12 protein-coding genes and 10 pseudogenes are annotated in these 20,730 nt (G+C 39.8%); 15 read left to right on the forward strand and 7 right to left on the reverse strand.

Translation table 11 applies throughout. The features are described from left to right. Positions 1-13 precede the first annotated feature (13 nt). Positions 14-1,003, reverse strand: a pseudogene (locus KA717_23655) (ISAs1 family transposase). A gap of 243 nt (positions 1,004-1,246) precedes the next feature. Here KA717_23655 and KA717_23660 point away from each other — a divergent pair. Next, positions 1,247-2,296, forward strand: a pseudogene (locus tag KA717_23660) (transposase). Positions 2,297-2,367: 71 nt separating this feature from the next. On the opposite strand, the gene KA717_23665 reads toward KA717_23660, so the two are convergent. From KA717_23665 to KA717_23680, 4 genes and pseudogenes are all read right to left on the reverse strand, one after another. After that, positions 2,368-3,051 (reverse strand): hypothetical protein, encoded by a 684-nt coding sequence (locus KA717_23665; GenBank protein UXE58970.1) that lies wholly within the window; start codon positions 3,049-3,051, stop codon positions 2,368-2,370. Then, positions 3,041-3,400, reverse strand: coding sequence for a hypothetical protein (locus KA717_23670; GenBank protein UXE58971.1), 360 nt, complete (start codon positions 3,398-3,400; stop codon positions 3,041-3,043). Before KA717_23670 ends, KA717_23665 begins: the two co-directional genes overlap by 11 nt. Positions 3,401-3,707: 307 nt before the next feature. Next, a pseudogene (locus KA717_23675) lies at positions 3,708-5,045 on the reverse strand (IS5 family transposase). A gap of 252 nt (positions 5,046-5,297) precedes the next feature. After that, entirely contained in the window at positions 5,298-5,591 is a 294-nt protein-coding gene (locus tag KA717_23680) for a hypothetical protein (protein UXE58972.1), read from the reverse strand. 716 nt (positions 5,592-6,307) lie between these two features. On the opposite strand from KA717_23680, the gene KA717_23685 reads away from it, so the two are divergent. The 3 genes and pseudogenes from KA717_23685 (at position 6,308) to KA717_23695 (ending at position 7,884) form a co-directional block, all read left to right on the forward strand. Beyond that, entirely contained in the window at positions 6,308-6,502 is a 195-nt protein-coding gene (locus KA717_23685; protein UXE58973.1) for a transposase, read from the forward strand. Positions 6,503-6,519: 17 nt separating this feature from the next. Continuing rightward, positions 6,520-7,695 (forward strand): IS4 family transposase, encoded by a 1,176-nt coding sequence (locus KA717_23690; GenBank protein ID UXE58974.1) that lies wholly within the window; start codon positions 6,520-6,522, stop codon positions 7,693-7,695. A gap of 45 nt (positions 7,696-7,740) precedes the next feature. After that, positions 7,741-7,884, forward strand: a pseudogene (locus tag KA717_23695) (IS630 family transposase). Positions 7,885-8,028: 144 nt separating this feature from the next. Here KA717_23695 and KA717_23700 read toward each other — a convergent pair. Continuing rightward, the gene (locus KA717_23700; GenBank protein UXE58975.1) at positions 8,029-8,715 is read right to left on the reverse strand and encodes a pentapeptide repeat-containing protein; all 687 of its coding nucleotides are present in this window, start codon (positions 8,713-8,715) and stop codon (positions 8,029-8,031) included. Positions 8,716-9,002: 287 nt separating this feature from the next. Between KA717_23700 and KA717_23705 the strand changes: the two genes are divergently transcribed. The 10 genes and pseudogenes from KA717_23705 to KA717_23750 all read left to right on the forward strand — a co-directional run bounded on the left by KA717_23705 (position 9,003) and on the right by KA717_23750 (position 19,991). Continuing rightward, positions 9,003-10,115: a pilus assembly protein PilM gene (locus KA717_23705; protein UXE58976.1), complete on the forward strand. Its 1,113-nt coding sequence runs from the start codon at positions 9,003-9,005 to the stop codon at positions 10,113-10,115. 47 nt (positions 10,116-10,162) lie between these two features. Then, positions 10,163-11,038: a PilN domain-containing protein gene (locus KA717_23710; GenBank protein ID UXE58977.1), complete on the forward strand. Its 876-nt coding sequence runs from the start codon at positions 10,163-10,165 to the stop codon at positions 11,036-11,038. Between the two features lie 32 nt (positions 11,039-11,070). Further along, entirely contained in the window at positions 11,071-11,850 is a 780-nt protein-coding gene (locus KA717_23715; protein ID UXE58978.1) for a pilus assembly protein, read from the forward strand. Between the two features lie 734 nt (positions 11,851-12,584). Further along, positions 12,585-12,853, forward strand: a pseudogene (locus KA717_23720) (transposase). Between the two features lie 123 nt (positions 12,854-12,976). Next, positions 12,977-14,314: pseudogene (locus KA717_23725) on the forward strand (IS5 family transposase). 224 nt (positions 14,315-14,538) lie between these two features. After that, a pseudogene (locus tag KA717_23730) lies at positions 14,539-15,614 on the forward strand (IS5 family transposase). Between the two features lie 268 nt (positions 15,615-15,882). Then, a pseudogene (locus tag KA717_23735) lies at positions 15,883-16,951 on the forward strand (IS4 family transposase). A gap of 160 nt (positions 16,952-17,111) precedes the next feature. Further along, positions 17,112-17,324, forward strand: coding sequence for a hypothetical protein (locus KA717_23740; GenBank protein ID UXE58979.1), 213 nt, complete (start codon positions 17,112-17,114; stop codon positions 17,322-17,324). A gap of 55 nt (positions 17,325-17,379) precedes the next feature. Next, a pseudogene (locus tag KA717_23745) lies at positions 17,380-18,661 on the forward strand (ISKra4 family transposase). A gap of 37 nt (positions 18,662-18,698) precedes the next feature. Further along, positions 18,699-19,991, forward strand: a pseudogene (locus tag KA717_23750) (IS66 family transposase). Here KA717_23750 and KA717_23755 read toward each other — a convergent pair. Next, positions 19,988-20,146 (reverse strand): hypothetical protein, encoded by a 159-nt coding sequence (locus KA717_23755; protein UXE58980.1) that lies wholly within the window; start codon positions 20,144-20,146, stop codon positions 19,988-19,990. The pseudogene KA717_23750 and the gene KA717_23755 sit on opposite strands and share 4 nt — an antisense overlap. A 119-nt stretch (positions 20,147-20,265) precedes the next feature. On the opposite strand from KA717_23755, the gene KA717_23760 reads away from it, so the two are divergent. Beyond that, positions 20,266-20,703: a DUF29 domain-containing protein gene (locus KA717_23760; protein ID UXE58981.1), complete on the forward strand. Its 438-nt coding sequence runs from the start codon at positions 20,266-20,268 to the stop codon at positions 20,701-20,703. Positions 20,704-20,730: the final 27 nt, after the last annotated feature.

The raw sequence follows: 20,730 nt of genomic DNA on the forward strand, positions 1-20,730 counted from the left end.
TAGACGATACCAGTGCCAAATCCTTACGAATGCGACAAGCATCCTCGTTGAAGGCCAAGTCTAGAACCCAATGTAAAGAGTTTTCTATCAACCAATGACTACGAACAGATTGGGATAATTTTTGAGCATTACTCGGCAGGCTACTGATATAGTAGCGAGTCTCATACTCTGTTTTGTCTTTCAATCGTCTCTCCGCTTTAATCATACAGATGCTCGTCAACTTTGCCCATTTCTCCCCACCCAGCAAAAATTCTGTTTGTTCCATCGTCCAGCAACGGCGAATTTCAATCCGTCCATGTCCCTTGTCTATTGTTTGATGAAAATCATGCTTAATTCCCACAAAATTAACCGATTGAGCATGAGCAAATAATTGTTCAACATCCTCACATAAATTACCTTGATTGCCTTTCAATGCCAAAACATAATCTCCCCCTCGCCCTACTATCTGTTGGGCAATCTTTGTCTGAGTTCCCATGGCATCAATCGTTACGATACAACCTTTGACCTCTAGCATTTTCAGGAGTTTAGGAATCGCCGTGATTTCATTCGATTTGCTTTCCACCTTGCACTGTCCTAGTACTAGACGATTTGCTGTTGCCCATGCACTTACCATCTGAATTGCGCCCTTTCCGTTGGCATTGTCATAGGAGTGGCGAAGGGTTTTGCCGTCAATCGCTATCACTTCTCCTTCACTTACCTCCGCTATACTTTTGACCCAATGCAGAAAACAGTCTTGAAATTGCTCTGGATTCAGACTAGCAAATACACGCGCAAACGTATCGTGGGAGGGGATGCCATTCGGCAATTCCAAAATTTTTTTTAGCCATTGATGTTTAGCCTTGCCGAAACTTTCCATGGCTACCCAACCTTCTGCTCCACAAATGACGGCTAAGATGGCAATCGTTAGAATATCAATGAGTTTATGCCGTTTTGTTCGTTCGATGCGAGGGTCATCTATTTCGGCAAAGTGTTCTACCAGTCTATATTTGGGTCGGAGTTTCATCGCTTTTGTTTTCTATGCACTTTCCCTTATTTTCCCTTATCCATCCCTCTATAATGTTCTTGTATCTGTATCATTTTTAGATGCGTTCGCCCTGAAGGTCAGAACTTATGCATTGACAAAAAGACTAAAATGTGCATAATTTAGTTTTGGTAGCTTTAGATACAATTTTCTCTGAACTCTTGACAAAATCCTCTCCGATTTGATTTCCTGACATAAGGGTGTCTCTTTTTACCGAACAAAGCCATGAGAAACATTACTAAGCCAACAACGGCTAAATGTAATAGGGCTATTTATACCTTATTTTTGCTCTGTGAGCCTAAATATGTAAGCTGTGTTCGGTTAGCTCAAATTCTGGGCAATTTATCTCATGACAGTATCAATCGGTTCTTGTGGCGAGAGGACTATACACCCAAGGATTTATTCGATGAAGTGGCTCCGCAAATTGAACTAGAAGGCGGAACACTCAGTGTAGATGACACGGTAATTGACAGGCCTTATAGTAACCAAGCCAAGGCTGAGTTAATCGATTACTTTTACTCAGGTAAACACAAAAAGGTAGTCAAGGGTATAAACGTGGTTACCCTATATTAGACCGACGGGCAGGGATTGTCAGTTCCTGTCAATTATCGAATAGTTAATAAACAGGAGGGAAAGACAAAACATGAATATTTCTTAGAGATGTTGGCAGAAGTAAAAGCTTGGGGACTGAAGGCAGAGACAGCCACAGGAGATAGTTGGTATGCTTCGAAAAACAACCTGAATACCATTAAAGACAAGGGCTTTCAGGGATTGTTCGCTTTGGAAGCAAATCGTTTAGTCTCGGTTGAACTAGAAACTAAATATGTTCAAGTTCAAACTTTAGATATTCCTCAAGATGGCTTAATTGTTTATCTCAAACAAGTGGGACGAGTCAAGGTATTTAGAACGGTTCTCAAAAACGAAATTCGTTACTACGTGATGTTCGTCCCCAATTTAGATAAACTGGACTCAATCACCTGGAGAGAATTCCAGAAAATTCATGATCAACATTGGGGAATTGAGGAGTATCATCGCGCCTTAAAACAAGTGTGTAATATTGAGAGGTTTCAAGTGAGAGAAAGTCGGGCGATAAGGACTCATATCTTTTGTGCCATTCGCTGCTTTGTTCAGTTAGAATGCCTCCGATTTAAAGGGCAAATTATCAATTGGTATTCCTTGCAGAGAAATTTATTTACTGAGGTCATCCGCTCTTTTATTGTTAATAATTTAGAGTCTAACTGCCTTGACCTCAATAACTGGGAAGGAATAGTCTGAAGCTCAAATACACATTATGGAAATCCTGTCAATGCGTAAGTTCTGTTAACAGCAATTCTAAATTTGAAAAATCAGGAGGAATTAGTGGCGGGTAGAGGGTCAAATGGCTCAAGCATAAAATCAAGAAGGTGTTGCCAGCTATCAAAGACAAAATAGGTAGTAAGAGTACGTAAATGGGAAAAAAAGCATCTTCGAGTCCCTAAAAGTAGTCGGATACGTTGGTAGGACTCATCTAAAAGCTGTAAAACGGTGTGAAACAAGAAAGCCAGTAAATTTAAGGTGAGCAAAAAGGTAGCAAGATGCTCGTCACCATGTCCAAAATTGTGTTCTAGATGGTAGCCCTGAGTCTTAAGAGTATTATGGTTCTCATTTTCGGTTTTCCAACGAGAGCGAGCGACACTGACTAACTCAACAATGTTATCGGCTTGGGGAAAAAGGTCGGTAATCCAATCGTTGTGAAAGAGAACCTGACCGTCAGAACGGCGAGTAACAGTGACCTCAAACCAATGAGTATTGAGGGCGGCGGAACCATCTCTTAGGGGCAAGTGATAAGTCCAACGATAATGATAGTCATGCCAATCGCGACCATGACGACGACGCTCATGGAAAGAGTAAACTTCCCCAATCTTCTCGGCATAGTCCAAAAACTCATAGAGAGTAGGGTGAGATTCAGGCAAACAGACAAAAAGATAGTGAAAGTGGTTTTGAAGAGCCTCTTCGCACATCGGTTGACGACTATAGAGGTCATCCCCCAATCATAGTAACGCTAAACGGGTCAAAGAATTCTCGATGTCTGTGGAGCCAACGTTTTGCCGCCGCTACCTCACAGTCCTGTTTCTCGTGACCATCTTGAGGAGTAATAAATTCAGGGTCAAGACTAATCACTGCTTTTTGCTGAGGTGAGACAATTACCGGTAAAATTGCCGAATGAAAGTAAGTCACTGTCCCGTTTTTATGGGTTCGATGGGAACATTGCTCACAGTGAATATTTTGGGAGGAGAAATACTCTGTGCCATCTAGCGGAATTAGTAATTGCTTGTCTAACACCTCATACCGAGTCAATATTCCTCTGGTCTTTAGTAGTTGATAAATGTCACTAAACACCACAAATAACGAATTGGCTTTGATTTTATCCAGGATATTGCGGATTTGATTGTCACTAGGTAGGGCTTGCTGAATAAGTAGGGCTTGCTGAAAAAGTCAAAAAACGAAAGAAATGTGGGTTAGGGAAGTATGGACTGAAAAAGCATAGATAACTTATCCTTATGGAAACAAATCAAAATACAGATTTTGTTTAATCTATTGTTCCTTTCTGTCTAAAAAGGTCAACACAAATCACTCCTCACAAAAGAGAGGAAAATTAACACCATTTTTCACAAGAAAAACGACTCTACAACTTTTTACTTTTTGTCTTCTGAAGTAGAGTAGAAAGATTCATTACCAAAAAGTTCATCGCAATTACCGTTTCCGAGGTCTCAGGTAGTTTGGCCATCACTCGACCAAGACTAAATTTCCTCTTTCCCTGTCCGAATTTACCCTCAATGGCATTACGCACTCTTTCATCTGAGCGTGCCTCTTTCTTTTTTTCTTTGCTCACCTCTTTCGGCGGTCTTCCCAATCGGGGACCACTCATTCTTATATCCCTTTCTTTACAATAAGCTCGATTCGCTTTTGTTCGATAGATTTTATCCACATGAACCGATTCCGGATAACATCCTGTTTCCCTTTTATATTCTTCTATTCGCGCTTGTAAATCTCCCGATTCGTTGTAATTATCCCAACTTAATTTGTCTAAGAAGACAAAGCCATTCACATTACTTGCCGATATTTTAGCTCCAAACTCTACTGCTTTTCCCGCTTTTCCACGCACTATTGGACGCACGTGAGGTTGGCTTACACTCACAATTCTGTTTTCTACTTTATTTGTCTTTTTTTCATACATTTCTAACTGTTGCTCATACACTTTTCCTATCGTTACAAGCTCTTCTTGCTCTTTTTTCGTTAGTTTTTCTAACTTTGCTCCCTCTTCTATCATTTTTTCTATATCAGACAAGTTTCTTTTTATATATCCTAGTTGTTTTTTTGTTCCTTTTCTTCTTTCTTTTTTTGACACACGACGTTTTTTTGCTATGGCTAAGTACTCTTTTCTTGCCACTTCCCTATAAGTCCTCGGCTTTTCTTTCCTTTTCTCTTTTATTTCTTCATACAGCTTATCTATTATTTTTTCTGTTTTTTCTCTGGCATCATTCAATATTCCTATATCCGTTGGATATTTTATATCTGCTGGTGTACAAGTCGCATCTAACAATAACTTTCCTTCATTTTCTTTTTTTTCTGACGCTACACCCGTCGCTTTTTTTTCTATTTCTTTATTAATTTTATTTATTAATTCCATTCCTATTTTTTTACGAAAATGAACCATCATTGACGCATTAAATGCTTCTTTGCTACTATAGCTTTCCATTCCTATAAAGTACTGTAAATAAGGGTTCTCTTTTATTTGTTCTACTGTTTCTCTGTCACTTTTTCCTGAAATTTCTTTGATAATTAATGCTCCTAATGCCATTCTAAATGATTTGGCTGGGGCTCCTTTTTTTTCTGTGAAGTTTTTTGCATATTCTTCCTCATATTCTTCCCAAAGAATCATTTTTGACATTTCTATCCAACGATTTTCGTCGTCTAACTGCCCGCCGAACAGATTTTTCAAGTTTTCTGGTGTTTCAATTGAGTACTGTTGCTTTCGGTACATCTGCTTTCTCTCTTCTTAATGCAATGGTTTTGAGGCATTCTACCCTATTTTCGTGCATTCTAGCGGTTCTTAATTCGCCTACTATTTTTCTCCGTAAAGGTTTCAGCTTTTTTCAGCAAGCCCCACTTACACGCCTCGAGAACTTCCCACTGTCCAGATAAAAAACTCAAATTTTTAAAATGTTTACGACAAAAATTTTATGGTTTAAGATAACAAAAATTAAGCCATAAAACTTTTATCAAAGTTGAGGAATTAATGTTCAATCCATTGGGCATTGCTAGTAATACAAACACCACCTGCTTTTTTTAAGTAAGGATTAAGGTGTTCAGTTACATAATTAAGCTGCTTTTCGTTTGTGCAAACAGTCATAATATAAATGCCCGAAAAGAAACAACTAAAATCGGAACAGGATTCGCCGCGATCGCCTCTGCCCGAAGTTTCATCAATGACTGTATAACCAGAAACTTTAGCCTGATCCAGTAGCTTTAAAACATCCTTAAATACGGCATGGTCAACAATCATTTCAACTTTGGTTACTTCTTGCATAAATACCTCTTAGGAAAGTCTATATTTTTAATAAAACTATTAGTGGACTAACCAATTTGCCTCGGTGACTAAAAAGACACCACCCACCTTTTTAAGTAATGGTGTAATCATTTTTACTAACTGTTCTAGTTGTTGTTCATTAGTGCAAACAGTCATAAAATAACTATTACTAAATTCCCTGTCCAAATCATTATAAGTTTTCCACAGCCTAACATTTTTAAGAGTTACGCATTGTGAAATTTTCCCTAATGTGAATGGACGAAATAAAGACGTTTGAGCCCTCCAGCACAATGTCTAGGAACAGGTCTAATGACGATAAATGTCGCCGAAACCCAAGCAAAAATATATCTTAGACTACCAATTTTTACTTATTCACAATTAAGGGCTTTTGCCAATGCGTAACTTCTAACAGAAAGAAATATTATGGCGGATTGAATATTTTAATCTGCAAACTAATGTTTATAGCGATTGTGTTCTGGGAATGCCCCTGGTAAGCTCGGTATCGGTTCAGGTACCTGACTTTTCCCGTTAAGTCCAAAATCCAGCAATGCAAACTTCTAGAGGCTTTATCTGGCAAGGGTTTGAGTAATGATTCTCTTGACAGGAAAAAAATATTCTGAAGCCATCATCCCGCTTATCGTTCAAATTTCAAAAACAAAGGATGAAGGGAGTATGAGACTGTAAAATGGAGAAAATCTTAAAGGGCAGGTCAAAAAATGTTGGAATGGTGGACAAAAAACTTTGCCAGTTGTGAATTGGGAGACGAGAGGCTAAACAATCGTGCCTTCTCGATTGGGAAAAAGTTAAGTGAGGGGTTTGGAAAAGCCTTATCAGAAGTGTTTAAGGGAGGAAACGAGTTAAAGAGGGCCTATGAATTTTTGGGAATCCGAAAACAGACTTTGTCAAGATAATAGAGCCGCACTGTGAAATGACAACTGCCGCCGTAGAAGAATATAAGATAATGCTATCAGTCGGAGATACGACCTTCTTAGATTATCGCAATATCAAGGAAAAAAGGGAAGGGTATGGGCCGACTGGAAAAGGAGGGAATGGATTAATACTGCATAGTGCTTTAGCAATTGAGCCAGAAAAAGGACAAGTATTAGGTTTATTATGGCAAAAACTGTGGAATAGGGAGGTAAAAGAAAAGCCCCCAACAGATGAAACGGCGAAGCAGAAAAAAGAAAGACAGAAAGAACAAAGAAAAGCAGCTCGTCAAAGACCATTTGAGGAAAAAGAATCCTACAAATGGGTAGAGGCTCTAAACACCTGTGAGAAACAGGTAGAAAGTTCAACGAGGGTAATTCATGTATTTGACAGAGAAGGAGATGTTTCAGAAGTCTTTGACTCAGTGCGTCAACTCAAGCATACAGGAGTGCTGGTCAGAGCGTCTCATAATCGTAGTTTAGACAAAAATAGTGAACGACTTTGGCAACATTTGGAATCAGAACCGATTCGTTTTCATCAAGAAATCGAGATTCCGAGTACAGGAAAAAGAAAAGCACGGAAGGTTAAGCTTGCCGTCCGATTTTGCTCAGTTAATCTACGAACTCCCTATCGTTTTGATAATCGTGACCCGTTGAATGTCTATGCTGTTTATGCGACAGAAATCGATTGTCCCGAAGGCGAAACTCCTTTATCTTGGATGCTTCTGACTACAGAAGTTGTTGAGACTATTGAGATGGCTGTCACTATTCTTCGTTGGTACACCTACCGATGGCGGGTTGAAGAATTTCATAAAGTCCTTAAGTCTGGTTGTCAGAGTGAGCGTTATCGACTTGCCTCTGATGGAATGAAAACTCTTTTGGGTTTTTTAAGTGTCATTGCTGTTGAACTTTTACACGTTACTTATCTTCATCGTACCCAGCCCGATGCTCTCGCGATTGAAATTCTTAATCCTCTTCAACTTCAGGTGTTAAAAGCAGCCGCCTCTCAAAAACTTCCCCCTATTTTGACTGTTGCTTGGGCTGTCGAGTCTGTTGCTTTTCTTGGTGGTTATCTTGAACATCGTCGTAAAACTCCTCTCGGTATCCAAGTCCTTTGGCGCGGTTGGTTGAAGTTGCATGACCTTTGCCAAGGCTGGCAGCTTGCAATCCGCACTTAACGGGAAAAGTCAGAGTAGCTGTTACACTCCCTCCGAACGATTACGTTAAATTTAATTGAAATACTATGGAAATTCATAAAATATGAATGGGTAGAAGTAAGTGCGTATGAAAGCAAAAAGAGTTTACGCAATTACCTCACAAAAGTGCTTGAAGGCTTCGGGACTGAGTATGTAATTAATTTTGCATGATCACTTACTTGCCAGTATTATCTGTTGTCATGAGAGTTTTTCTTATTTTCTTTGTCCTTGTTTTTAGTACGGAATGTGGGTAAAAAACAAAGGTAACGCTGTCAATACAGTTTGGATGCTCAACAGCTTAGTTGGTGGATTTCTTCAATGATGAATTGTGCCATCGGGTAAGATCGCTCCTGCCAAAATTACGCCCGTTAGCTTGACCATCATCCGTTTGCCAACGAGAATTTTCGCGCCCCGAAGATTGGCCTGACTTAAATCTGCGCCACTGAGATCAGCCCCAATCAAGTTGGCTTCCTGTAGGTTAGCAAAGCGGAGATTCGCTTCCAGTAAATTGGCTCTAAATAAATTGGCCTGAAAGAGGTTGGCCTGTTCTAGGTTGATTTGATGAAGAAAGGCATCACTGAGGTCAGCATGACTGAGATCAGCTTGAATCAGTTTTCGCCCAGACAGATCCTTTTCTTTGAGATTGGCCCCTCGTAGATCTGCACCAGTCAAATCCTGATAGTAGGGACGTTTATGGGATTCCCGTGGGGGATGAGTTGGCTCTCGATGGGTGACAGTTTGAGGTGGGCGACGATCGCCGTTCGGAGTCGTCGATGCTTTCGGGGTTGGAAGGGTAGAACAGTTAAGCAGTCGTAGCTGATCGCGCGCTTGGTTAATTTCCTTCAGTTTAATGGCGGCTTTTTCCTGTAAACGAGGATTATCCATTGGTAGGCGATCGGGATGCCAGATAAAAGCCAGATCACGATAGGCTTGGTTAACCTCTTCCAAAGAAGCTCCCACCTCTAATCCCAATACCTGATAATAGTATTCACAGTTTGTCATCACAACTTTAACCTCATTCCGATTCAGTTTTAGGCGGCTTTATACGGCGATCACTAAAAAGAGAGATGGCGCGATCGCAATCAATGGTTAATCGTTTACTAGTTTTAAGGATAAGACGGTTTTTCAGATCACAAGCTTAAAAGAATCCAAAAAAATCAAAAGTTACCAAAAGTTCAAAATTTGTAATCTTTGCTTGACAGAATACTGGGATTGGATAGGATCGGTTTAGAACGCCTTCTCGCCTTGATTCTTGCTATTATCACTAGTCTGCGTTGGTATGAGGAAATATGTTCAGTCGTCTTAAAACTGTATTGAGTTCATTAGGCAGAGGGTCTCAAGGGGTAGGGTTAGAAATTACGCCTGAACGACTGAATTTAATTCAATTAGCAAAACAAGGTCAAAATCACAAACTCAATAAGTACTGTTTTACCGCTCTACCGGAAGGCATTTTTGAGGAAGGCAAAATTATTGACTCTCCTACCCTCGCAGAGATCATTCAGGAGATGTTCAGGGACAATAAAATAACCGCTAAAAAGATCGCCACAGCCGTCCCTATGCGAGAAGCCATTATTCGGATCATTCCAGTGCCAGCCGAACTAGATGAGCAAGAACTACGAGATATGATACTCAATCACGAAGCGGCTCTGTATTTACCCTATCCCCGTGAAGAAGTGGATCTGGATTACCAAAAACTCGGCTTTTTTGAAGATGACGATGGCATTGAGAAAGTCCAAGTTTTATTAGTCGCCACTCGACGAGAAGTAACAGACTCCTATTTAGATACTTTTCAACAAGCGGGTCTAGAAGTGGATATTTTAGAAATTAATAGTTTTGCCCTGATTCGCACCATTCGCGATGAACTGCGTCGATTTGGCTCTAAGGAAGCTGCTGTTCTAGTCGATATTGAGTTTGACAATACAGAAATTGCCATTATTGTAGATGGGGTTCCCCAATTTTCGCGTACTGTTCCTATTGGCACCTACCAGATGCAAAATGCCTTATCCAGGGCAATGAATTTGCCTCCCTCTCGCAACCCTGAAATTCTGCAAGGAATGACCATTCCTGTCACCCAGTTTGATACTCTAAGTACCCAGGGTACTGCGATTAACCCCGGCATGACAGCCCTAATGCGAGTGATGGGAGAATTGACAGATGAGTTAAGACGGTCTATTAATTTTTATCTCAATCAAGCTGAGGATTTAGAGGTTGTGCAATTGTTATTAGCCGGGCCCGGCGGCGGACTGATACAACTAGACGAGTATCTAACCCAACGTCTGAGTATTCCCAGTATGCACATTGATCCCTTTACCTCTTTAAATATTGATAGTGCTCAGGAAATTCCACTCGTGGAGCGTCCGAGTCTAGCTACTGTGCTGGGTTTAGGGTTAAGGGAAGCCTGAATACTTGGAATTCTCTCTGTTGCCCAACTATTGCCCCGTAAGGATCTATGTATAGTTTAGACGTTAATTTTCTTAAAGATCGCAATCTTGACTCCAACAAAGGCGTATTAACGACTCAAAAAGATGCGGGTTCCTCTCTAGAAAAACAATTACCAATTTACATCGGAGCCGGTGTTATGGCTCTCTTACCCTTGCTGGCGGGTTTAGCCATTTTATTTGTGTATTGGCAGAAGGATCAAACGCAGCAAAATATTCAAGCATTGGAAGCGGAATTAAGTCGTCTGAAAGCTCAGAATCAAAAAATTCTGGAACTAGAAGGAAAAACCAAAACCATTGAGGACGATATTGCCGGATTAGTGGGCGTATTTGATCAGATTAAACCTTGGTCTGCCATCTTACAAGATTTGACCGATCAAACTCCCTTCGGAGTTCAATTGGCAAGTATTCAACAAACAGGGAAACAGTTAAACATTAGTGGTTTTGCGGTTAACTATGCGGCTCTCAACGATTTTATGTTGATGCTGCAAAACTCTCAATTTCTCAAGGCGGATAAAACAAAATTAATGACCGCAGTCACATCGGCTCTACCTATTTCAGGGGAAGGGGTAACTTCTGAGACGGATGATCCCATGACCACTCAGGGAACTTCCTTGATTCAAATCCCTAGAGGGGTAAAATATTCCATCCAAACAGAGTTAAGCGATACTCCCGATAAAGAATTAATGCCAGAACTGATTCGGAAAGGGGCGATCGGGTTGATTACCCGCTTTAAAACCCTAGAGCAAAAAGGTATTCTACAATCTCCTTCACCATTGCCACCTCCAAACGTTGCACCAGCACCAGGGGCTAACCCGAATCCATCTACTTCGCCTATCATAAAATCTCCCACTCCTACATCGGCTAATTCCCCAGCTAAACCCTAAAGCGGCTCCTTTGAAGAGAAACGAAGACCATTATGACCTTCACCGAAGACTATACGACAACAACCATTCTCGATTCTGAATTTGAGGGTAATGAGAATTATCCGACTGCCTTTGGGATTACCTTTACGCCAAGGGTAACCGGTATTTCATTGGGGGTGTTGGGTATTGTTGGGGCCTTCTACATTCTATTTAGCTTTTTCTTACCAGCTTGGGATGAATATCAAAAGTTAGTAACAGATGAAGCAGCCAAACAACAGGAAGTCGATACCCAAAAAGCCAGTCAGTTAGAGAGTCGTTTAGCCCAGGCAGAATTAAAGTTAAAACAAGCAGAGGATCGTAAAACTCAAGTGCTAGGATTGTTTGCCAATAGTAATGACTTACAAACATTGCTATTGGATTTAAGTCAACTCTTTCAAGCTCGTAAGGTCAGTCTTTTGACTTTTTCTCCCCAGGGAGATCCAGTGATTGTTGGAGATAGCTCCTTGGGGCCCACCGTTAACAATAAACTTAAACGCCAAACCTTTCTCGTCACTTTTAAAGGTTCCTTTGGCAATACTCACAATTTGATCCGAGATTTAGAGCGATTACAGCCATTAATTGTCATGAAAGATCTTAAAACAGATCTCGTTAAACCGGATTTTCCCATTAAAGTGATCAAAAAAGATAATCAGGTGCAGATTAAAGCAGAACCGAATGACACATTAAGCACTAGTATGACTTTAGAAGTCATCCTAACACTAACACCGGAAGAAATTGCAGCCTTAGCTCCACCACCTCCGGCCTCTGGTGACTCTCCTGCGCCTGGTAAGTAGCTAGACAAAATTAATTACATAGTTGGTTCCAATTTCTCTTAAGATTTTTTCCAGACATTCTACAAAAGTTTTCCAGTCTTTGTAAGCGTCTAGGGGGAGCCACTCATACTTGATGAACTGCTATAAAATTTCAATGAGATTCAACTCTAGCGAATAAGTTGGTAACTCAAAGATAATTATGCTGATTCCGCAAGAGTTTGTGTCTGAGGTAAAATAAAGGAAAAGAGAAGTGGAGAGAAAAGAGAATGTCATCAACCCGCATTTCTCACAAAAAGAATGAGTACGAAACCCAGAAACCTTACAGAGTGTGGGTTTTGACGGGTTACTCGTCTTGGAGAAAAAAAGACAGTGTGTGATTAGGATTCAATCTAAGAACATCATCAATTAGAGATTGAAAAAAGGACGAATTTGGAGCGTATATTTTGGAGCTAATAAATTGATAAATCATCAATTTTAAGCAGAAAAGAGTTAAAAGCTTGCTATAATTTATTCATTAGAATTAGGCTCTCCTGAATAAAGAGTTATAATCAAAACTTATCACGAAAAGCAAGCTAAAAAGCGACTTCGCATATTATCAAAGTTAACAAATCCATAAGCTTGACGCTTAATTAGGGCTTGCTGAAAAAAGCTGAAACCTTTACGGAGAAAAATAGTAGGCGAATTAAGAACCGCTAGAATGCACGAAAATAGGGTAGAATGCCTCAAAACCATTGCATTAAGAAGAGAGAAAGCAGATGTACCGAAAGCAACAGTACTCAATTGAAACACCAGAAAACTTGAAAAATCTGTTCGGCGGGCAGTTAGACGAAGAAAATCGTTGGATAGAAATGTCAAAAATGATTCCCTGGGAAGAATATGAGGAAGAATATGCAAAAAACTTCACAGAAAAAAAGGAGCCCCAGCCAAATCATTTAGAATGGCATTAGGAGCATTAATTATCAAAGAAATTTCAGGAAAAAGTGACAGAGAAACAGTAGAACAAATAAAAGAGAACCCTTATTTAGGGCTTGCTGAAAAAAGCTGAAACCTTTACGGAGAAAAATAGTAGGCGAATTAAGAACCGCTAGAATGCACGAAAATAGGGTAGAATGCCTCAAAACCATTGCATTAAGAAGAGAGAAAGCAGATGTACCGAAAGCAACAGTACTCAATTGAAACACCAGAAAACTTGAAAAATCTGTTCGGCGGGCAGTTAGACGAAGAAAATCGTTGGATAGAAATGTCAAAAATGATTCCCTGGGAAGAATATGAGGAAGAATATGCAAAAAACTTCACAGAAAAAAAAGGAGCCCCAGCCAAATCATTTAGAATGGCATTAGGAGCATTAATTATCAAAGAAATTTCAGGAAAAAGTGACAGAGAAACAGTAGAACAAATAAAAGAGAACCCTTATTTACAGTACTTTATAGGAATGGAAAGCTATAGTAGCAAAGAAGCATTTAATGCGTCAATGATGGTTCATTTTCGTAAAAAAATAGGAATGGAATTAATAAATAAAATTAATAAAGAAATAGAAAAAAAAGCGACGGGTGTAGCGTCAGAAAAAAAAGAAAATGAAGGAAAGTTATTGTTAGATGCGACTTGTACACCAGCAGATATAAAATATCCAACGGATATAGGAATATTGAATGATGCCAGAGAAAAAACAGAAAAAATAATAGATAAGCTGTATGAAGAAATAAAAGAGAAAAGGAAAGAAAAGCCGAGGACTTATAGGGAAGTGGCAAGAAAAGAGTACTTAGCCATAGCAAAAAAACGTCGTGTGTCAAAAAAAGAAAGAAGAAAAGGAACAAAAAAACAACTAGGATATATAAAAAGAAACTTGTCTGATATAGAAAAAATGATAGAAGAGGGAGCAAAGTTAGAAAAACTAACGAAAAAAGAGCAAGAAGAGCTTGTAACGATAGGAAAAGTGTATGAGCAACAGTTAGAAATGTATGAAAAAAAGACAAATAAAGTAGAAAACAGAATTGTGAGTGTAAGCCAACCTCACGTGCGTCCAATAGTGCGTGGAAAAGCGGGAAAAGCAGTAGAGTTTGGAGCTAAAATATCGGCAAGTAATGTGAATGGCTTTGTCTTCTTAGACAAATTAAGTTGGGATAATTACAACGAATCGGGAGATTTACAAGCGCGAATAGAAGAATATAAAAGGGAAACAGGATGTTATCCGGAATCGGTTCATGTGGATAAAATCTATCGAACAAAAGCGAATCGAGCTTATTGTAAAGAAAGGGATATAAGAATGAGTGGTCCCCGATTGGGAAGACCGCCGAAAGAGGTGAGCAAAGAAAAAAAGAAAGAGGCACGCTCAGATGAAAGAGTGCGTAATGCCATTGAGGGTAAATTCGGACAGGGAAAGAGGAAATTTAGTCTTGGTCGAGTGATGGCCAAACTACCTGAGACCTCGGAAACGGTAATTGCGATGAACTTTTTGGTAATGAATCTTTCTACTCTACTTCAGAAGACAAAAAGTAAAAAGTTGTAGAGTCGTTTTTCTTGTGAAAAATGGTGTTAATTTTCCTCTCTTTTGTGAGGAGTGATTTGTGTTGACCTTTTTAGACAGAAAGGAACAATAGATTAAACAAAATCTGTATTTTGATTTGTTTCCATAAGGATAAGTTATCTATGCTTTTTCAGTCCATACTTCCCTAACCCACATTTCTTTCGTTTTTTGACTTTTTCAGCAAGCCCTATTTACAGTACTTTATAGGAATGGAAAGCTATAGTAGCAAAGAAGCATTTAATGCGTCAATGATGGTTCATTTTCGTAAAAAAATAGGAATGGAATTAATAAATAAAATTAATAAAGAAATAGAAAAAAAGCGACGGGTGTAGCGTCAGAAAAAAAAGAAAATGAAGGAAAGTTATTGTTAGATGCGACTTGTACACCAGCAGATATAAAATATCCAACGGATATAGGAATATTGAATGATGCCAGAGAAAAAACAGAAAAAATAATAGATAAGCTGTATGAAGAAATAAAAGAGAAAAGGAAAGAAAAGCCGAGGACTTATAGGGAAGTGGCAAGAAAAGAGTACTTAGCCATAGCAAAAAAACGTCGTGTGTCAAAAAAAGAAAGAAGAAAAGGAACAAAAAAACAACTAGGATATATAAAAAGAAACTTGTCTCATATAGAAAAAATGATAGAAGAGGGAGCAAAGTTAGAAAAACTAACGAAAAAAGAGCAAGAAGAGCTTGTAACGATAGGAAAAGTGTATGAGCAACAGTTAGAAATGTATGAAAAAAAGACAAATAAAGTAGAAAACAGAATTGTGAGTGTAAGCCAACCTCACGTGCGTCCAATAGTGCGTGGAAAAGCGGGAAAAGCAGTAGAGTTTGGAGCTAAAATATCGGCAAGTAATGTGAATGGCTTTGTCTTCTTAGACAAATTAAGTTGGGATAATTACAACGAATCGGGAGATTTACAAGCGCGAATAGAAGAATATAAAAGGGAAACAGGATGTTATCCGGAATCGGTTCATGTGGATAAAATCTATCGAACAAAAGCGAATCGAGCTTATTGTAAAGAAAGGGATATAAGAATGAGTGGTCCCCGATTGGGAAGACCGCCGAAAGAGGTGAGCAAAGAAAAAAAGAAAGAGGCACGCTCAGATGAAAGAGTGCGTAATGCCATTGAGGGTAAATTCGGACAGGGAAAGAGGAAATTTAGTCTTGGTCGAGTGATGGCCAAACTACCTGAGACCTCGGAAACGGTAATTGCGATGAACTTTTTGGTAATGAATCTTTCTACTCTACTTCAGAAGACAAAAAGTAAAAAGTTGTAGAGTCGTTTTTCTTGTGAAAAATGGTGTTAATTTTCCTCTCTTTTGTGAGGAGTGATTTGTGTTGACCTTTTTAGACAGAAAGGAACAATAGATTAAACAAAATCTGTATTTTGATTTGTTTCCATAAGGATAAGTTATCTATGCTTTTTCAGTCCATACTTCCCTAACCCCTAAGTACAGGACAAAAGGCTTGAAAAGTATACGAGAAAGGGGTTTCATGGAAGATGAACGTAATGTAAGAAAACCCATGAACCAATATAACGCATTGAAACAAGCCCTAAAACCCCATTTGGGATGGCATGGTGCCAGACTCTCCTTCCTAGCCTTGTTCTTACTCGCCCTCCTCAAAGTGAAAACGGTTAACCTTAAAGAATTGGCTCTGGGTTTTGAAGGTCGGGCATTGGTGGATTCTCATTACAAACGCTTACAACGCTTTTTCTCAGGATTTGAGCTGGATTACCATCACATTGCCCGTATTGTAGTCAGTTGGCTGGATATCCCTCAACCTTGGGTATTAAGTATTGACCGCACAACCTGGGAGTTTGGCAGTCATGGTTATAATATCCTCACTGTCGGCATTGTCCATGAAGGAGTAGCCATTCCCATCTTGTGGTGGATGCTTAGCAAGAAAAAGGGCAATTCTAACAGTGATGAACGAATGCGTTTTATCGAGGAGATGCTCAAGATTTTTCCCACCGCCCTGATTCGTTGTTTATGTGGCGACCGTGAGTTTATTGGTCAGGCTTGGCTTCGCTATCTTCTGCTCGAACCGCTACTGGCTTTCTGTCTGAGAATTCGGGCTACGGACAAGATTGAGCACAATGGCAAGCTTTTGGCCGCCAAAGTCATTTTTGCCCATCTTGCAAAAGAGTGAATCTCAACGTCTTCAAGGGAGTTGTCGGGTTTGGGGATATCCTGTTTCTGTAGAGGCTCTTCGCTTGCCTGATAATTCTCTACTCATCGTCATTGGACATCCCGATTCCCAAGGTCTTATTCACGATTATGCCCTGCGTTGGGGCATTGAAACCCTTTTTGGCATCTTTAAGACTCGTGGCTTTTGCTTGGAATCTACTCACTTTACTGACCCCAAGCGTCTTCGTAAGCTTTTGGCTTTACTGACTTTAGCTTTGGCTTGGTCTCTCAAAACTGGTCTAGCAATTCATCATCTTCATCCCATTCCCCTCAAGAAACATGGTCGCCTAGCGCAGAGTCTTTTTCGTCTTGGTTTTGACCATCTTCGTCATCTTGTTCTTAATCCTTCTCTACCCAATTTTTCTCTTTTTCTCGACTCCCTACATTTTTTGTCCTGTACTTAGCCCTAACCCACATTTCTTTCGTTTTTTGACTTTTTCAGCAAGCCCTAATTAGTCACCGCAATAAAGAAGGAAATTATTGAGAATGAGAAGCAAATGAAAAAAGTAAAGAATAATGAAGAAAGGAAAGGCGGTTAAAGAGATAGGTTAGAATAGGGAGACTATGAAAAAACTAGACCCAGTTCCAGACTTAAACCAAGAAGAAGTGAAAATGCCATGGCAAAAAGAAGTGGCAAAAGATTGGTATGAAGATTATCAGAAAGAAAAAGAAGAGAACGAAAAGCTGAGAAAAGAATTGGTAGAGTTAAAGAAAGAGATAGAAAAGTTGAAAGAAAAGCTGAAAAAGCTTAACCAAAGGGGTGTGACCTTTAGTTGATGAAGGAAAAGAAAAGTGTTAACATGGGATGAAAAGTGACAAAGAGGAAACAATGATGACAGCAAAACTAATTAATGTAGAGGGTTCAAAGATAAAAATAGAACTAACATTAGAACTCAGTCGTTCAATGTTGGATACAGAAATAAATATTCAAAAAGGCTTAAACGAAGTAGGTTGCATCGCCAGCAAAGAAGCCTTGAAATATTTAGATACAGATGGTTCACCCTTAAAAATCGGTGAAGAAATCTGGAAGAGTAAGGGAGAGCAACCGAAAGAATATCAAACACCTTATGGTGAGGTTATAGTGAATCGTCATGTATATCAGCGTTCACCTTTGAGGAAAAACGTATTGCCCCTTAGAAAGAGAAGCAAGGATAATCATAACATCAACGCCATTATTGGCAAAACAGGTATCCTCAAAAATGTCAGGGATGGCAGGCAAAGAGGTGAAAAATGATTTATTAGAAAATCATGGTAGAAAAGTAGCGCTATCCTATATCCAAAGATTGAGTGAAGCAGTAGGAAGTGTGGTACAGGCAAAAGAAGAAGCGTGGAGTTATGCCCCGCCCAAGGAGGATAGCCAAATTGCAACAGTGGGAATAGGATTAGATGGAACCTGTATGCTGATGTGTGAGGATGGCTACCGTGAAGCAATGGTGGGAACCGTTTCCCTATACGATAGTGAAGGCGAACGTCAACATACAATCTATCTAGGTGCGGCACCAGAGTATGGAAAAAAGAGTTTTCTAGAAAGATTAGAAAGAGAAATTGAGCGAGCGAAAAACCGTTATCCAGAGGCAACATTGGTCGGGATAGCAGACGGGGCAGAATCAAATTGGAAGTTTTTAGAAAAGCAAACGGAAGAACAGATATTAGATTTCTATCATGCCTCTGGTTACTTAGGTGCCTTGGCAGAAGCGTTGCATCCGAATACCGTGTCAAAACAAAAAGAATGGTTGACTGAAAATTGTCGAGAACTCAAGCATGAAAAAGGAAAAGCAGGAGAACTGCTAAATCTGATGAAAGAAGTCAAAGAAGAAAAAAGTCATTCTAAGAATCTTACCGAGAAACTACAAGCGGCGATTACTTATTACGAGAATCATCAGCATCAAATGGATTATGCTGAATACATAGAGAAAAAGTATCCGATTGGTTCAGGTGTTACGGAAGCAGCTTGTAAGACGTTGGTCAAACAACGATTATGTTGTTCAGGGATGCGATGGAAGGAAAAAGGAGCAGGAATTATTTTGAGCCTACGAGCTTTGGTATTGACCAAGGAACGATGGAGTCAATTTTGGGCAAAACTTGATCAATATGGGTTCCCTGTAGAACCCTGATTACAACAGCTTTTATCAACTAAAGGTCGCACCCAACCAAAGAACGAGTGAAAATAGCTCTCAGCCCCCAAGCAGTGACGGTTACAAAAAGAAAGTCGCCAAAACCTTCGGTCAAAAAGGAAAAAAAAGAGGTCCAAAGTACGACCATGTGGGTAAAACCAGAAACGGGTTTGGTCGGGTAGATGAAATAGTAGATTTAAGGATGGAAAAATGCCCAAAATGTGGTGCGTCAGTGGAAAAGCAAAAGGAGACTATCATCAAAAAAAATCAAATAGCTGAATTAGTCAGTAAACCAGTAGAGGTAAGGGAATATGTTAGGGAAAAGTATCAATGCTCAAAATGTGATTGGGAAGGTTATGCCCCACTTCCTTTGGGATGTCGTGAAGATTTTAGCTACGGTGCAACCTTATCCAGCTTAGTGGGATGGCTGGGATATGGGGGAAATTTGACTTGGCTAAAACAACGATACTTGGTAGAAACGGTCTTTGGCATTCCTCTGTCTCAAGGGAGTTTAGCTAAAATGCACCGATGGTTTTGCGAAAGCTTGTATCCTAGTTATGAACAGTGGTGGACTTACATACAGGAGCCTGGAGTCCGTTGTGTGGACGAAACCAGCTATCGCGTCAATGGGGTTAACTATTGGATGTGGGTGGCTACTTCCTCCTCTGTTTGTGTTTTGTTTCTGGCTCCCAGCCGGAGTTCCGATGAGGTTCATTCCCTATTAGGTAAAGATTTTCATGGGCTTCTCAGTACGGACTGTTGGGGGGCTTACCATCGCCAAAATGCCCAGCATAAACAGAAATGTCTGGCTCATATTGGGCGGGAATTGAAGGCCTTGGAAACTTCCCACTTTTCTGAAAATAAACTTTTTGCTCAGAGAGTTTTTCCTATTCTAGAGCAAGCTCGTCAATCCCATCGAGATTATCATCAAGGCAAACTGAGCTTAGAAGCTTTACAACAACAGCGACCCCTAGTTGAAGCTCAACTTCAAGAGGTTCTGGATAATCCGCCGCCCACGGGATGGGCAAGTGATTCCCAATTGTTATCTAATCGCTTTCGACGTTATTGGCATGATTGGTTTACTTTTCTTACTTTTCCTGAAGTTAAACCTGATAACAATGATGCCGAGAGAGCCTTGCGTCCTGTTGTTATTCATCGTAAGGTTAGTGGCGGTGCTAGAAGTCATTGGGGCGGACAACTTGTTGCCATGATGTTTAGTTTTCTTGAAACCATGAGACTTCAAGGTAAAAGTGCGGTCGAACAGTTATCTCTTATTTTATCTTCCTCTGGTCTTTCTCCTCCTTCCATTGATGACTTTCTTCCTCTCTAGTATTTTTGGGGCTTAATGAGAATTAAGCCCCACTTATTGCTGTGACTAATTACTGGTTCCGTATATTTGCGCAGGATACGGGCTGATTCGGTGAGATGCTGTTTTAACAGTGCTTTTTCTTCTGGGGGAATCGGTAACATACTTTTTTCGCTCATCAGTTTTTTTCCATTTTACCCCAGATTCTATGTACTATTTTATCCGGGATGTACCCAGTGCGATCGTTATTAGCCGATTATTAATATAATGTTAATTGAGCTTAGAAGGAGACAAACCTATGACAGCATCCTATGAGCAAGACTATGGATTTTGGGCTGAACAAATGGCAAATCTATTGGCCTCTGGTCGTTTTTCTGAGTTAGACATTGAGAATTTAGTCGAAGAGGTACGGGATTTGTCTAAACGGGAGCGAGATCGCTTACTCAGTAGTCTAAGATTAATTTTGCATCATTTATTAAAGTGGGACTATCAACCTAAACGGCGATCGCGCAGTTGGCTGGGAACTATTCAACGGGAACGGGCTAACATTAGGCTCTATTTGGACGATAGCCCCAGTTTAAAGCGATATTTAACAGATGAAAGTATATTTAAACTCTATGCTGTTGCTTGTTCCGATGCCTTTAGGGAGACAGGATTAGAGTTTCCGCCCATTTGTCCGTATGGCATTGAGGATATTTTAAATCGCTCTCTTGTTTTGTCGGAACGATCGACTTAAAAAGGGTGTGACCTTTAGTTGATGAGG

The organism is Woronichinia naegeliana WA131 (assembly GCA_025370055.1).
GTDB classification, from domain to species: domain Bacteria; phylum Cyanobacteriota; class Cyanobacteriia; order Cyanobacteriales; family Microcystaceae; genus Woronichinia; species Woronichinia naegeliana.

What these genes read in the sequence shown, in the direction of transcription:
- KA717_23680 (UXE58972.1), bottom strand. Translation starts at nt 5,591, where the DNA reads ATGCAAGAAGTAACCAAAGTTGAAATGATTGTTGACCATGCCGTATTT.
- KA717_23685 (UXE58973.1), top strand. Translation starts at nt 6,308, where the DNA reads ATGTTGGAATGGTGGACAAAAAACTTTGCCAGTTGTGAATTGGGAGAC.
- KA717_23690 (UXE58974.1), top strand. Translation starts at nt 6,520, where the DNA reads ATGACAACTGCCGCCGTAGAAGAATATAAGATAATGCTATCAGTCGGA.
- KA717_23700 (UXE58975.1), bottom strand. Translation starts at nt 8,715, where the DNA reads ATGACAAACTGTGAATACTATTATCAGGTATTGGGATTAGAGGTGGGA.
- KA717_23705 (UXE58976.1), top strand. Translation starts at nt 9,003, where the DNA reads ATGTTCAGTCGTCTTAAAACTGTATTGAGTTCATTAGGCAGAGGGTCT.
- KA717_23710 (UXE58977.1), top strand. Translation starts at nt 10,163, where the DNA reads ATGTATAGTTTAGACGTTAATTTTCTTAAAGATCGCAATCTTGACTCC.
- KA717_23715 (UXE58978.1), top strand. Translation starts at nt 11,071, where the DNA reads ATGACCTTCACCGAAGACTATACGACAACAACCATTCTCGATTCTGAA.
- KA717_23740 (UXE58979.1), top strand. Translation starts at nt 17,112, where the DNA reads ATGAAAAAACTAGACCCAGTTCCAGACTTAAACCAAGAAGAAGTGAAA.
- KA717_23755 (UXE58980.1), bottom strand. Translation starts at nt 20,146, where the DNA reads ATGAGCGAAAAAAGTATGTTACCGATTCCCCCAGAAGAAAAAGCACTG.
- KA717_23760 (UXE58981.1), top strand. Translation starts at nt 20,266, where the DNA reads ATGACAGCATCCTATGAGCAAGACTATGGATTTTGGGCTGAACAAATG.